The sequence below is a fragment of the Paraburkholderia sp. EG304 genome, from assembly GCF_046543485.1.
GTDB classification, from domain to species: domain Bacteria; phylum Pseudomonadota; class Gammaproteobacteria; order Burkholderiales; family Burkholderiaceae; genus Paraburkholderia; species Paraburkholderia youngii.
The window spans coordinates 48,345-61,516 of record NZ_JBKGUA010000008.1; the positions used below are offsets into that span (position 1 = coordinate 48,345).

Below are 13,172 nucleotides of genomic sequence, written 5' to 3' on the forward strand. Positions count from 1 at the left end.
TCCATGGCAGCCTCGCCGCCTTCGGTTCGACAACCTAAATAATCGGCGCGCCGCCTGTCACCGCAATCGTCGCGCCCGAGATATAGCTGGCTTCGTCCGACGCGAGCATCACATACGCGGCCGCAAGCTCGGCCGGTTGTCCGGGGCGCTTCATCGGCACCTGCTTGCCGAACTGCTCGACCTTGTCGGGCGGCATCGTCGATGGGATCAGCGGCGTCCAGATCGGTCCCGGCGCCACGCAGTTCGCGCGAATACCCTTTTCCGCGAGCAATTGCGCGAGGCCGCCGGTGAAGTTCTGAATCGCGCCCTTGGTGGTCGCATAGGCGATCAGGCCGGGGTTCGGATGATCGGCATTGATCGACGACGTATTGATGATCGCGCCGCCCGGTTTCATATGGCGGACCGCCGCGCGCGTGATCCTGAACATCGCGCCGATGTTGGTATCGAAGGTCTTGTCCCATTCTTCGTCGCTGATCGCGTCGAGCGACGGATAGCTCATCTGATACGCGGCGTTGTTGACCACCACGTCGAGCCGGCCGAAAGCCTCGATCGCCTTGTCGACGATCGCATCGCAATGCTCGCGATCGCGGATATCGCCGCCGACCAGCACCGCTTTGCGACCGGCGTCCTCGACCCAGCGCGCGGTCTCGCGCGCATCGTCTTCTTCGTCGAGATAGGCGATCAGCACATCGGCGCCTTCACGCGCGAACGCGATCGCGACCGCACGGCCAATGCCGCTGTCGCCGCCGGTCACGATTGCTGCCTTGCCGGCGAGACGCCCCGAACCTTCGTAGGTTTTCTCGCCGTGATCCGGTTGCGGGTTCATGCCGGCCGTGCGGCCGGGCGTCTGGTCCTGCTGCTGTTTGGGAAACGGCGGTGCCGGGCGTTGCGTGTCGCTCATGTCTGATCTCCCTCGTTGCATATCACAAATGACCATGGACGGCGCGCATGAGCGCGCCGCGTCATCGGTCTTTGAGCAACGAGTGGGCCCGCACCGCTAAAGAAGCTGCGGCGGATAGAACGCTGGCAGAAAGATGGCAGACAAATGACAAACCGGTTCGCATCGCGCCAGGTGCGATTTCCGGCCACGACCCTGCATAAATGACAGAACGGTCAGCAAGTTTTCGCTAACAGCCTGATTCAGATGATGGCTCCGCCGCGTGCAACGCGGCCGCCGATTCGAGCACCCGCAGCAGCCGCTCGGGCGTCAATGGTTTCGCGCAATGCGCGTCGAAGCCCGCCGCCTTGGCGAGCGCGCGATCCTCTCGCGACGCGAACGCGGTGCACGCAACCAGCAGCATATGCGCAGTCTGCGGATGCGCGCGCAGACGCCGCGCGAGTTCGAGCCCGTCGAGTCCCGGCATCTTGATGTCGAGCAGTACCGCAAACGGCTGCCACTCGCACGCGGTCTCGCACACCGCATACGGATCGTCGAGCGCACGGCACTCGAAGCCGTCGGCCGTCAGTAGCATTTGCAGCGCGTCGGCTGCTTCCCGGTAATCGTCCACTACCAGCACGCGACGATGCGCGGCCATCGCATAGCGGATCTGCCGCCATACGAGCACGTCGTCGCTGCTGTCCACGTTGTCGTTGAACACAGTCATTTTTTCTCGCCCTTTTACATTCGCCCTGAAGGGCATCCCGCGCCACGCGCGCAAGATTCGATCCCATTGCGTCTGCCGGACTGCGGCCAGGTTTTTGTTATTTCCGCTTCATTCGGACGATGCCGCGGCCAACATGCGTCATCCCGCATTCCAGCGTTGCAATCACCTGGTATGCGGGATTCAGCGTGCCCATACATCACGGCGTTTGAATGACGGCGACGACGATGTGCGTGCTGCGCAACATCGTTTGACGCTCTGTCTTTGTGCGATCCGCCTCGCTAAGGGGCGTCGCACGACATCGGTATTCCAACGGATCGAGGGTCCACGCAATGCATGCCGCGAGCGCTCTCATGGCGCGAATCGATGACGCGGTCATAAACAAAGGATAAGCGACGCTGCCGATAAAAAAATGCTCGACGTGTTAGGGGTTTGTGCTCTGCGGGTTATCCCGCACGATTATCGATAAAGCCTTTCAGCATCGCGAGCGTGTCGGCGTCGTCGATATGTTTGTCGGTACGCCAGCGCAACATGCGTGGAAAACGCACGGCCACGCCTGACTTATGGCGCGAACTCGCTTGTATCCCTTCGAAGCCGATCTCGAACACGAGCGTCGGCGTTACGCTGCGCACCGGGCCGAATTTATCGACTGTGGTCTTGCGCACGATCGCATCGACGCGATGCATCTCTTCGTCGGTGAGCCCTGAATAGGCCTTCGCGAAAGGCACGAGCGTGCGCACGCCGTCGGCTTCGTCCCATACCGCGAACGTGTAGTCGGTGTAAAGACTCGCGCGCCGGCCATGACCGCGCTGCGCGTAAACAAGTACAGCGTCTACCGCATACGGCTCGATCTTCCATTTCCACCACGTGCCCGATGCCTTGGTACGGCCGACGCCATACATCGATTCACGCTCCTTCAGCATCAAGCCTTCGACGCCGCGCGCGCGGCTCTCCTCACGCAAGGCCGCCAGCGCATGCCAGTCCGCGCCACGGACGAGCGGCGATACGCGCAACAGACCGCGCGCGAGCGTGCCATCGACCGACGCGCTCAACGCATCGAGCCGCGCGCGCCGATCGACGAGCGGGCTCATGCGCAGGTCCTGGCCGTTCGCTTCGAGCAGGTCGTAGGCGAGCAGCGCTGCGGGCGAATCCGCAAGGATCTTGCGCGTCAGCGTCTTGCGCGCGATGCGCGGTTGCAGCCGCGCGAACGGCAACGGCGCAGCCGCACCGGGTTCCCACGCGAGAATCTCGCCATCGATCACATAGCCATCGGGTAAGGACTCGCCCAATGCCGCGACCTCCGGAAAACGATCGGTAATCAAATCCTCGCCACGCGACCACAACCACACGCGGCCGCCGCGTTTGACGAGTTGCGCGCGGATGCCGTCCCACTTCCATTCGATCAGCCAGTGCGCGGGATCGCCGAGCGTCGCCGGATCGCTCTGCAACGGATGCGCGAGAAAGAACGGGTACGGCAGGCCCAGGTCGCTATCGTGTTGAGGGGCATGCGCTTGCGTATCGTCGTCGGTCTGCGGCGCGATCAGACGCAGATAGCGCGCCGCATCGGGCTTCTGTCGCGAATCGGTCCAGCCGACCATTCGTTGCGCGATCCGCTTGTGATCGACGCCGGCCACTTCGGCGAGCGCGCGCACCACCAGTTGCCGTGCGACGCCGACACGAAAGCCGCCGCCGATCAGCTTGGTCAGCAGGAAGCGGCCGCCCCAGTCGAGTTCGTCCCAGTAACTGAGTAGACGCGTGCGCAACTCGTCGGGCGGCAGGCCGCGCAATGGCAGCATGCGTTGCTCGATCCATTGCGCAAGGCCCAGCTCGGAGTCGCGCGACGCGGGCGGCAGAATATGCGCGATGGTTTCGGCCAGATCGCCCACCGAGTGATACGACTCTTCGAACAGCCACTCGGGCAAGCCGGCGCGCTCACGCGCGATGTCGGTCAGCAAACGCGTCGGCACCAGTTGACGCGGTTTGCCGCCCGCGAGGAAATACGACGCCCATGCCGCGTCTTCAGGCTCGGCCACCGAGAAATAACTGGTCAGCGCCGCGAGTTTGTCGTGCGTCGACGTGGTCGCATCGAGCGCGGTGTAGAGGGCCGCGAAGCGTTTCATACGGTGTCCGTCATGTTTCGCTCGCCGCGGGCGCTTCGTCGGCGCCGGCCGCATCGGCTTCGACTGTATCGTCGCCGTATTGCGTGTCGAACGCGCTCGCCTGCAGGCCTTGCTCGTTGAGCCAGCGCACCATCGGTTCGATCGAGCCATGCGTGACGATCACACGCGAGGCGCCGCTCTCGCGGATCGCCGTTTGCAAACCCGGCCAGTCGGCGTGATCGGACAGCACGAAGCCGCGATCGACGCCGCGCCGGCGGCGCGCACCGCGCAGGCGCATCCAGCCCGACGCGAACGCATCGCTGTAATCGCCGAAGCGCTTGAGCCACGCGCTGTTCTGCGCGGACGGCGGCGCGACGATCAGCGCCTGTCTGAACACGGCCTTGTCTTTCGCGGCGATCTCGCTGACGAGATTGACTGGCGGCAGGCGCACTCCCGCGTCGCGATACGCGCGATTGAGCGGCTCGACCGCGCCGTGACAGAAGATCGGCCCGATCGCGGCATCGACGCTCGCGAGCACGCGTTGCGCCTTGCCGAACGAATAGCAGAACACCACCGACGCGCGCCCTTCGGACGCGTTGTGACGCCACCATGAATCGATCGAATCGAACACGCTTTGCGGCGTATCCCAGCGATAGATCGGCAGACCGAAAGTCGATTCAGTGATGAAGGTATCGCAGCGCACCGGTTCGAACGCGGCGCAGGTCGGATCGGCTTCGAGCTTGTAGTCGCCCGATGCGACCCATACGCGGCCCCCGTGCTCGATGCGCACCTGCGCCGAACCGAGCACATGCCCGGCCGGATGCAGCGACACGCGCGCCGCGCCGACCATGAGCGGCTCGCCATAGTCGAGCGTGTGCAGCGCGATGCCGGGCAGCCGCGACAGCAGCACGCTCGCACCCGCGCGTGTCGCGAGATAGCGCTGATGGCCGAAGCGCGCATGGTCGGAATGCGCATGCGTGATCACCGCCCGCTCCACCGGCCGCCATGGATCGATGTAAAAATCGCCGGCCGGGCAATACAGTCCCTCGGGCCGCGCGACCACCAGATCGTTGGCTTGCGGCGCGGCGTTGGTCTGACGGGGCGGCTGATCCATCGGCTGTCCTCGGGATTGGCGGGCGATCTTCCGAACGCGGCTAAGCAAACTATATGCCGCGCCATTGATGGCCCCGTTTCTGCTTACGGTATATAAAGCACACAGGCGTGTCGAGAGCGGTTGCCATCCGGCAGCGCCCGGCGCGCACCGCGAGGCCTCATGCCGATCCTGCTCGACCAGCATGCGCTGTTTATCGCCAGGCATCCCGGGCGCTTCCTGCTGCAAACGCTGAAGGCGTTTCGCGCGAACCAGGGGCTGCTGCTCGCGGGCGCGGTCGCGTATTACGCGTTGCTGTCCATCGTGCCGCTGCTGATCCTGGTCGTCATCGTGCTGTCGCGCGTGGTGCCGCAGCAGCTGGTGCTCGAAGCGCTGTCGCATCTGCTGCGCTGGCTCGTGCCCGGGCAATCGGCCGCGCTCGTGCGTGAGCTGTCGAACTTTTTGCAGCATCGCGCGGTGATCGGCTGGGTGCTGCTGCTGACGATGCTGTTCTTCAGCTCGCTCGCTTTCACCGTGCTCGAAAACGCGATGTCGCTGATCTTCGTGCACCGCGTCGTCGTGAAGCGGCGCCACTTCCTGGTCTCGGCGTTGCTGCCCTACTGCTACATCATGTTTCTCGGCGTTGGCCTCTTGATCGTCACGTTCGTATCGAGCGCGCTCGACACGATCGGCGCCGAAGGTCTGCAACTGTTCGGCCTGCATGTGTCGTTGCAGGGCTTCACGCGAGTGCTGCTGTATCTGCTCGGGCTCGCCGGTGAAATCTTCGTGCTGACTTCGGTGTATCTGGTGATGCCGGTCGGACGTCCGTCGCTCAAACATGCGCTGATCGGTGGCGTGGTGGCCGGCGTGTTGTGGGAGGTTACGCGGCACGTGCTGGTCTGGTATTTCGCCACGCTGTCGCAGGTCAGCCTCGTCTATGGTTCGCTGACGATGGCGATCGTGATCCTGCTGAGCTTCGAATGGCTCGCCACTCTGCTGCTGTTCGGCGCGCAGGTGATATCGCAGTACGAGCGCTTCGGCACCGAAGCGCTCGACGCGCCGCAGCCGAAGATCAAGACCGGCTAAGCAAGCCAGTCGCAAGGTACAGCCCTTGCTCGTTCGATACCGACCCAAGCCGCCCATGCGACACGGCGGCTTCGACTGGATATTGAGGGAGCAAGGATCATGGCTGAGACGGTTGGCGATTTCATCATCGAGCGGCTGCATGCATGGGGCGTGCGGCGTATCTACGGCTATCCGGGCGACGGCATCAACGGCGTCTTCGGCGCGTTGAACCGCGCGCAGAGCGAAGCGAAGAAACGCCATAAAGGCACGGATCAGCCGGGCCCGATCGAATTCATCCAGGTCCGCCACGAAGAAATGGCCGCGTTCATGGCCGCCGCGCATGCCAAGTTCACCGGCGAACTCGGCGTGTGCATCGCCACCTCGGGGCCCGGCGCTTCGCATCTGCTGACGGGCCTCTACGACGCGCGCATGGATCACATGCCGGTGCTGGCGATCGCCGGTCAGCAGGCGCGCGCGGCGATCGGCGGACACTATCAGCAGGAGCTGGATCTGCCGGCGATGTTCAAGGACGTGGCCGGCTCGTTCGTCGGCTTTGCGACGATGCCCGCGCAGGTGCGTCATCTGGTCGATCGGGCGGTGCGTATCGCGCTTGCCGAGCGCGCGGTGACCGCGCTGATACTGCCGAACGATCTGCAGGACATTCCGTATGAACCGCCGGGGCGCAAGCACGGCACGCTGCATTCGGGCATCGGTTACGCGCGCCCGCGCGTGGTGCCGAGCGACCAGCAGTTGCGCGAGGCCGCCGACGTGCTGAACGCCGGCCGCAAGGTCGCGATCCTGGTCGGCGCGGGCGCGCTGCACGCGACCGACGAAGTGATCGCGGTCGCCGAGAAACTCGGCGCCGGCGTCGCCAAAGCGCTGCTCGGCAAGGCGGCGCTGCCCGACGATCTGCCGTGGGTGACCGGCTCGATCGGCCTGCTCGGCACGAAGCCGAGCTACGACATGATGACCCATTGCGATACGTTGCTGATGATCGGCTCCGGCTTCCCATACTCGGAGTTTCTGCCGAAGGAAGGCGACGCGCGCGGCGTGCAGATCGACATCAAGGCCGACATGCTGAGCCTGCGTTATCCGATGGAAGTGAACCTCGTCGGCGATAGCGTCGAGACGCTGCGCGCGCTGCTGCCGCTCATCGAGCAGAAGGAGGATCGGCTGTGGCGGGAGCGCATCGAAGGCTGGGTGTCGGACTGGTGGAAGACGCTGGAAAAACGCGCGCACGAACCCGCGAAGGCTGGCCTGAATCCGCAGCTGTCGGTATGGGAACTGTCGAAGCGCATTCCGTCGAACGCGATCGTCACCAGCGATTCGGGTTCGGTCGCGAACTGGTACGCGCGTGATCTGCAGGTGCAGCGCGGCATGATGTGCTCGCTGTCGGGCGGGCTCGCGTCGATGGGCGCGGCCGTGCCGTATGCGATCGCCGCGAAGTTCGCGTATCCCGAGCGGCCCGTGATCGCGCTGGTCGGCGACGGCGCGATGCAGATGAACAACATGGCCGAGCTGATCACGGTCGCGAAGTACTGGCAAGGCTGGAGCGATCCGCGCTGGATCTGCATGGTGCTCAACAATGGCGATCTGAACCAGGTCACGTGGGAGCAACGCGTGATGGAAGGCGATCCGAAGTTCGAGGTGTCGCAGGACATTCCTTCCGTGCCGTATCACCGCTTCGCGGAGCTGATCGGTTTGAAGGGCATCTATGTCGACAATCCCGAGCAGATGGCGACCGCCTGGGACGACGCGCTCGCGTCGAATCGTCCGGTCGTGATCGAGGTGAAGTCCGATCCGAACGTGCCGCCGTTGCCGCCCCACGTTACGCTCGCGCAGGCCAAAGCGTTTGCCGAGACTTTGCTGAAGGGCGATCCCGATCAGGGCAACGTGGTGGTAGAGACGGCCAGGCAGGTGCTCGGTGCGGTGCTGCCGGGACATCACGACAAATGATGCGGTAGCGGCTCGACGACGTGTGCGCGCGCCAACGGTTCGACAGAGGAAGTGACTGTTAAAATGGCGCGCGCTTCGTGCGCGCGCTCATTGGGCCTGCTTCAACGCAGGCCATCACGTCGCCCCTTATCTCATGCTCACACACGTCCTCGCCGTTTTCGCGGCGGCCCAGACTGCGTCATTCGCGCAGGTCGCATCGTTTGCATCACCTGGCATGGACGCCCTCGCCCATGCTTGACGAAACCCGCATCGCACGCGCACTGACCGCGCGCGGCATCACGCCCGATCCGCGCCAGCGTGAGGCCATCAGCGCGCTCGCCGGGTTGCTCGGCGCGCAGCAGCGCGCACGGCATGCATGGTCCACCGCCGCGTTCGGGCCGCAAGGCGTCTACTGTCACGGCTTGCCGGGGCGCGGCAAGAGCCTCGTCGTCGATACGCTGTTCGAGCTCGCGCCGTGCCGCAAACGGCGCCTGCATTTCCACGAGTTCCTGCGCGAGATGAACCGCCGGCTCGTCCAGGCGCCGCGTGGCGACGACCGACTCGGCGACGTCTCGCGGCAATGGCTCGACGGCATCGAGTTGCTGTGCTTCGACGAATTCCATGTGCACGATATCGCCGACGCGTTCCTGATGGGGCGCTTTCTCGATACCGCGATCAACCTCGGCACGCGGATCGTGCTGACGTCGAACTACGCACCGGACGATCTGCTGCCCGACCCCGAGTTCCACGAGCGCTTTATGCCGACCATCGCGCAGATCAAACGTGCCTTCACGGTGATCCATTTCGACGGCGCGCGCGATTACCGTTTCGGCGGCGAAGCGGCCGAAGTGCCGCGCTTTTTCTCGCCGCTCGATGCGTCCAGCGCGGCCGCGTTGCGCGATATCTTCGCGAGCCATGAAAGCGGCGCTGCGATCGAACCGGTCAGGCTGAGCGCGGCGGGCCGGCCGCTCGAAGCGCGCGCGGCCGGCAACACGCTGCTGTGGGCGGACTTCGAGCAGTTGTGCGTCGCGAGCCGCTCGCACCTCGACTACCTCGATCTCGCCGAGCAATGGCAAGGCTTGATCGTCGATCGTCTGCATACGCAAGCACTGAGACAGTCGCATACGCTGCAGCGCCTCGTGTGGCTGATCGACATCTTTTACGACCGCAAGCGTGCCCTCTTCATCGCGTCCGATCAGCCGATCGAGACCGCGTTGATCGGTCTCGAAGGCGCGCATGATCTGTCGCGTACGCTAAGCCGGCTCGCCGAGTTGCAATCGCGCGCGTATCGCAGCGTGCTCGAGCGAGGCGGCGCGGACGAAGCGCAAGACGGCATCGACGCCGAAGCTTGAAAGCCGGGCATCTGACCCGCGCCCATTTCTGGAATTCTTGCAAGGCAGCGGTAAAGCGTGCCAGCGCCCTCTCGCGTCGACACACGCGCTCCAGCGGCGCGCGCTGCGCCGGAGCGACAACGAAGCGGCCCCGGAGCCGGCCCGCCGCTTGCGCGGGAATGGGTTCTGCTAACGCCGAGCGCAGACTCCATTGTTCAGCGGATTACCGCCGCTCGCGCCCGCCCATGCTCAGAACCGCTTCCGTAGCCGCCGCATTGTGCGCGGCCTGCCTCACGTCCGCCTGCGTGCATATCGGCCCCTCGCGTCTGAAGGCCGATCAGGTCGACTATGCACGCGCGCTCGGCGACGCGAAGAAGCGCGCGATCCTCGCCGCCGTGATCGGTCTGCGCTACGGCGATGCGCCCGCGTTCCTCACCGTCAGCAGCATCATCGCCGCCTACACGTTCGACACCACCGGCGGCGCGACGCTCAACGCCGGCTCGGGCACCATGCCGAACTACGCACAGGCGACCGGCAGCGTGTCGTACTCGAACCGGCCGACCTTCACGTTCACGCCGACCACCGGTGAAGCGTTCGCGTCCGCCTATATCCGGCCGCTCGCGCCGGCGCTCGTGTTGCCGCTCGCCGAGGGCGGCGTGCCGATCGATCTGCTGTTGCGCATCACCGCGCAGTCGATCGGCGGTCTGCGCAACGGCGATGTGCTCGGCGGCAACAACAGTGCGGGCGCGCCGGGCTTCTTCGAATTGCTGCAGGCGTTGCGTCGTCTGCAACTGGCGGGCGAGCTGAACGTGGAGACGCGTCAGCTCGATGTAAAGGCCGATCTCAAAGGCGGCCAAAGCCCCGCATTGGCCGTGTTTCTGTCGATCGGTGCGACCAGCAGCGGCGAGTCGCCGGGCACGGCCGCCGATGTCGCGCGCGTGCGCAGGCTGCTGCATCTGTCTACGAAGACACGTAGCTATGAGGTCGTGTATGGGCCGTCGTCGACTTCCGCGAAGGGCGAGCGCATTACCATGGTCACGCGCTCGGTGCTCGGCATCCTCAGCGATCTCGGCGCGCAGGTGCAGGTGCCGCAGGAGCGCATCAGCGACGGTTCGACGAAGCCGACGGTCGGATTGGTCGGCGGTGAAACCAGGCCGACGATTATCGTGCACTCGGGCAACGCCGCGCCGGCCGATGCTTATGTGTCGATCGCATATGGGCCTTCGGTATATTGGGTCGAGCGCAATGACTTCGATTCGAAATACGCGTTTACAGTCGTGCAGAATCTGATGGCGCTCGCGGAATCGGATACGAGCAGTAAGGCGCCGGTGGTGACCATTCCGGCGAATTGACGAGTGAATGAAAACCTCTCACCCGCCGCTCACCCGCCGCCCTTTCGCGGCAAAGGAAAAGCCATGCAAAAGATCCCCGTTACCACGGCCTTGTTCATCGCAGGCTTTGGCCCGATCGTGACCGACGCCCAGCCAAGCCGCGATCTCTACCGCCGCGCCTTCGGTATCCCCTTCAAGGAAGAGAACGGCGGCTATCTGCATACGGAGAGTTTGAACGGCGCAAACTCTTTCGCGTTGTGGCCGCTCTCTCACGCCTCTCAGTCGTGCTTCGGCACGCAATCGTGGCCTGCCGACGTACCCATTCCGCAAGCCTGGATCGAGTTCGATGTCGACGACGTCGAAGCGGCAACGGCAGAACTTGAATCGCAAGGGTATCGAATGCTGGTCAGGAACCGGACTGAGCCGTGGGGCCAGACTGTCAGCCGCTTTATCGGGCCGGAAGGATTGCTGACCGGCATCACGTTTACGCCATGGATGCGTGACAAGAAATGATCGCGGCCGCCGTGCCGATTAGGAACGAGTGTGCATCAGATTGCCCGGTTAATTCCGAAAATCGATATTCACCATTGTGAATAATGCGCATAACTATCAGCCTTCGCTTTCCTAAACTTGGAGTTTCGCGACACTGACGGAAACGTACGAGAGCATCGCGTTTGCGTCGAAATCGCAATCCATCAAAGGAGAAGCGCTTCATGAACAAGGCAACCAGCACATTGATCGCGGCCCTCGCCGCGCTGATGCTGTCGGGCGGCGTATATGCACAAAGCAACAACACGCTGGCGACTCCGTCCACGAAGTCGCCGGCCGCTCCAACGAGTGGCTATGGCACGCCTGGCGCCACCGGCACGGACAGCGGCGCGGCGTCGCCGACCTCAGGCCAGCCGATGAACACGATGAGCACGGACGGTAGCTCGACGTCCCGCCAGCCCGCTTACGGGGTCAACAACTCACTGGCGACCCCATCCACGAAGTCGCCAGTCGGCCAATAAGCGCAAGCTTGGCTGGCAACACCGCGCGGTAAATCGGACGTCGCCTGTGCCCCAGGCATACGGTCGTTCGATCCGCGTATACGTGAACTCGCCGCGCGCGACCTCCGTGGGCGCTGACCTAGAATAAAAGCATGGTCGCGACCCAACGAGGAGGCTGCCATGACACTCACGCTAACGTCGCAAGCCTTCCGACAGAGCGGCGAGATTCCGGTGCAGCATACCTGCGAGGGCGCCAATGTATCCCCGCCGCTCGCGTGGTCCGGCGTACCCGCGAACGCAAAAAGCCTGGCGCTGATCGTCGACGACCCCGACGCGCCGAGAATGACCTGGGTGCATTGGGTGCTCTACAACATCCCGCCGACAGCCACCGGGTTAGCCGATGGCGCTGATGCACAGCCTTTGCCGGGCGGCACGCTCGAAGGCACCAATGACTTCAAGCGTGCCGCTTACGGCGGCCCGTGTCCGCCCGTTGGACGTCACCGCTATTTCCACAAGCTGTACGCGCTCGACACCGTATTGCCCGATTTGAAAAGCCCCAGCAAGGCTGCGCTCGAGAAGGCCATGCAAGGGCACGTACTCACGCACGCCGAACTGATCGGCACCTATCAGAAGCGATGAGCGCAGACGAAGAGAATCCAGCGGTTCCGGTGCCCCAGAATCAGTGCGACGACACGTAAGCCGTATCAGCGAATGCCGCCGGGATCGCGAAGCTCTCGCGCATCCGCCTCGCCTCCGCGGCCGGCGTCAAGCCAAACAGACGCCTGAATTCCCTGCTGAACTGGGACGGGCTCGCGTAACCCACAGCGTGTCCCGCCGCCTCCGCCGTCAGGTCGTGGCGCACCATCAACAGGCGGGCCTGATGAAGGCGCGTCGACTTCACGTATTGCATCGGCGACACCTGTGTAATGGCCTTGAAGTGGCTGTGGAAGCTCGGAATGCTCATACCCGCTTCGTCGGCCAGTTGCCTTACGTCGAGGGGCTGCGCATAGCTTGCATGAATCACGCGCAGTGAGCGGCCTATCTGGCCGAACTGTCCTCGCATCGCCAAAGCCTCGCGCAACGAGCTTCCCTGGGCTCCGGTGAGCACGCGGAAATACAGTTCACGCAGCAGCCCGGCACCCAATACAGCAGCTTCGAGTGGCCGATGCATCGCCTCGAGAAAGCGCAGCACGGAAGCTTGCATCGCATCATCCATCGGCGTCGACATCATGCTCTGAGGTGCTGGTGGGCGCTCAGCCTCGCCTTCGCGGTCGATGCGCTCCGCGAGTTCGGCGGCCAATGCGAAATCGAGGTGCAGATACAGCGCGAGCAGTGGATGCTCCTCGGTTGCGTCGGTCTCCATGCTGAACGGCACAGGCACGGATACGGCCAGATAGTGGCTCTCGTCATACAGGTACAGCTGGTCGCCGAAATAACCACGCTTGCGGCCCTGGCAGACGATCACGATACCGGGGTCGTACAGCACCGGCGTGCGGGATAGCGCCCGGTTCGACCGCAAGATGCGGACGCTCGGCAGCGCCGTCAGGTTGTAGCCCTCGTCGGGCGCCAACGCGCGCAGCAACGCAACCATGCGTTTCTGGCTTCGCGAGGATAAAGCTGGGTGCTGGGTCGAAGCGCGGATTGTGCTCATAGTTTTGTGCAAGAAACTCAGCGGAATTCGGCTTATTTTGCCTCGTTTGTCAGATTAGCATGCACTCTCCAATCGACATT

The 13,172-nt window shown here is 64.0% G+C and carries 12 protein-coding genes; 7 read left to right on the forward strand and 5 right to left on the reverse strand.

Annotation, left to right across the window (positions count from 1 at the left end):
- Positions 1-34 precede the first annotated feature (34 nt).
- The 4 genes from ACLFKU_RS12120 to ACLFKU_RS12135 all read right to left on the reverse strand — a co-directional run bounded on the left by ACLFKU_RS12120 (position 35) and on the right by ACLFKU_RS12135 (position 4,814).
- Positions 35-901 (reverse strand): glucose 1-dehydrogenase, encoded by an 867-nt coding sequence (locus ACLFKU_RS12120; RefSeq protein WP_410849235.1) that lies wholly within the window; start codon positions 899-901, stop codon positions 35-37.
- Positions 902-1,127: 226 nt separating this feature from the next.
- Positions 1,128-1,604, reverse strand: a complete 477-nt coding sequence (locus ACLFKU_RS12125) for a response regulator (protein ID WP_410849236.1) — start codon at positions 1,602-1,604, stop codon at positions 1,128-1,130.
- 443 nt (positions 1,605-2,047) lie between these two features.
- A complete protein-coding gene (locus tag ACLFKU_RS12130; RefSeq protein ID WP_410849237.1) occupies positions 2,048-3,721 on the reverse strand; it encodes an ATP-dependent DNA ligase in 1,674 nt (557 codons plus the stop codon).
- Positions 3,722-3,731: 10 nt separating this feature from the next.
- Positions 3,732-4,814, reverse strand: a complete 1,083-nt coding sequence (locus tag ACLFKU_RS12135; protein ID WP_368583604.1) for a ligase-associated DNA damage response exonuclease — start codon at positions 4,812-4,814, stop codon at positions 3,732-3,734.
- A gap of 159 nt (positions 4,815-4,973) precedes the next feature.
- On the opposite strand from ACLFKU_RS12135, the gene ACLFKU_RS12140 reads away from it, so the two are divergent.
- The 7 genes from ACLFKU_RS12140 to ACLFKU_RS12170 all read left to right on the forward strand — a co-directional run bounded on the left by ACLFKU_RS12140 (position 4,974) and on the right by ACLFKU_RS12170 (position 12,080).
- On the forward strand, positions 4,974-5,876 hold the full coding sequence (locus ACLFKU_RS12140) for a YihY/virulence factor BrkB family protein (protein WP_410849238.1): 903 nt from the start codon (positions 4,974-4,976) through the stop codon (positions 5,874-5,876).
- A gap of 99 nt (positions 5,877-5,975) precedes the next feature.
- Positions 5,976-7,811, forward strand: coding sequence for a thiamine pyrophosphate-requiring protein (locus tag ACLFKU_RS12145; protein ID WP_368583606.1), 1,836 nt, complete (start codon positions 5,976-5,978; stop codon positions 7,809-7,811).
- A gap of 230 nt (positions 7,812-8,041) precedes the next feature.
- Positions 8,042-9,142: a cell division protein ZapE gene (zapE, locus tag ACLFKU_RS12150; protein WP_410849239.1), complete on the forward strand. Its 1,101-nt coding sequence runs from the start codon at positions 8,042-8,044 to the stop codon at positions 9,140-9,142.
- Between the two features lie 224 nt (positions 9,143-9,366).
- Positions 9,367-10,473, forward strand: coding sequence for a hypothetical protein (locus ACLFKU_RS12155; protein WP_410849240.1), 1,107 nt, complete (start codon positions 9,367-9,369; stop codon positions 10,471-10,473).
- A 63-nt stretch (positions 10,474-10,536) separates the two neighbouring features.
- Positions 10,537-10,965: a VOC family protein gene (locus ACLFKU_RS12160; protein WP_368583609.1), complete on the forward strand. Its 429-nt coding sequence runs from the start codon at positions 10,537-10,539 to the stop codon at positions 10,963-10,965.
- Positions 10,966-11,165: 200 nt separating this feature from the next.
- Positions 11,166-11,462 carry a hypothetical protein gene (locus tag ACLFKU_RS12165; RefSeq protein ID WP_410849241.1) on the forward strand — a complete coding sequence of 99 codons (297 nt, stop codon included), beginning with the start codon at positions 11,166-11,168 and terminating at the stop codon, positions 11,460-11,462.
- A 159-nt stretch (positions 11,463-11,621) separates the two neighbouring features.
- A complete protein-coding gene (locus ACLFKU_RS12170) occupies positions 11,622-12,080 on the forward strand; it encodes a YbhB/YbcL family Raf kinase inhibitor-like protein (protein ID WP_410849242.1) in 459 nt (152 codons plus the stop codon).
- A gap of 40 nt (positions 12,081-12,120) precedes the next feature.
- Here ACLFKU_RS12170 and ACLFKU_RS12175 read toward each other — a convergent pair whose 3' ends face one another.
- On the reverse strand, positions 12,121-13,092 hold the full coding sequence (locus ACLFKU_RS12175) for an AraC family transcriptional regulator N-terminal domain-containing protein (protein WP_410849243.1): 972 nt from the start codon (positions 13,090-13,092) through the stop codon (positions 12,121-12,123).
- Positions 13,093-13,172 lie beyond the last annotated feature (80 nt).

Coding starts and splice junctions, on each gene's coding strand:
- ACLFKU_RS12130 (WP_410849237.1), bottom strand. CDS start 3,721: ATGAAACGCTTCGCGGCCCTCTACACCGCGCTCGATGCGACCACGTCG.
- ACLFKU_RS12155 (WP_410849240.1), top strand. CDS start 9,367: ATGCTCAGAACCGCTTCCGTAGCCGCCGCATTGTGCGCGGCCTGCCTC.
- ACLFKU_RS12125 (WP_410849236.1), bottom strand. CDS start 1,604: ATGACTGTGTTCAACGACAACGTGGACAGCAGCGACGACGTGCTCGTA.
- ACLFKU_RS12165 (WP_410849241.1), top strand. CDS start 11,166: ATGAACAAGGCAACCAGCACATTGATCGCGGCCCTCGCCGCGCTGATG.
- ACLFKU_RS12120 (WP_410849235.1), bottom strand. CDS start 901: ATGAGCGACACGCAACGCCCGGCACCGCCGTTTCCCAAACAGCAGCAG.
- ACLFKU_RS12170 (WP_410849242.1), top strand. CDS start 11,622: ATGACACTCACGCTAACGTCGCAAGCCTTCCGACAGAGCGGCGAGATT.
- zapE (WP_410849239.1), top strand. CDS start 8,042: ATGCTTGACGAAACCCGCATCGCACGCGCACTGACCGCGCGCGGCATC.
- ACLFKU_RS12175 (WP_410849243.1), bottom strand. CDS start 13,092: ATGAGCACAATCCGCGCTTCGACCCAGCACCCAGCTTTATCCTCGCGA.
- ACLFKU_RS12140 (WP_410849238.1), top strand. CDS start 4,974: ATGCCGATCCTGCTCGACCAGCATGCGCTGTTTATCGCCAGGCATCCC.
- ACLFKU_RS12160 (WP_368583609.1), top strand. CDS start 10,537: ATGCAAAAGATCCCCGTTACCACGGCCTTGTTCATCGCAGGCTTTGGC.
- ACLFKU_RS12145 (WP_368583606.1), top strand. CDS start 5,976: ATGGCTGAGACGGTTGGCGATTTCATCATCGAGCGGCTGCATGCATGG.
- ACLFKU_RS12135 (WP_368583604.1), bottom strand. CDS start 4,814: ATGGATCAGCCGCCCCGTCAGACCAACGCCGCGCCGCAAGCCAACGAT.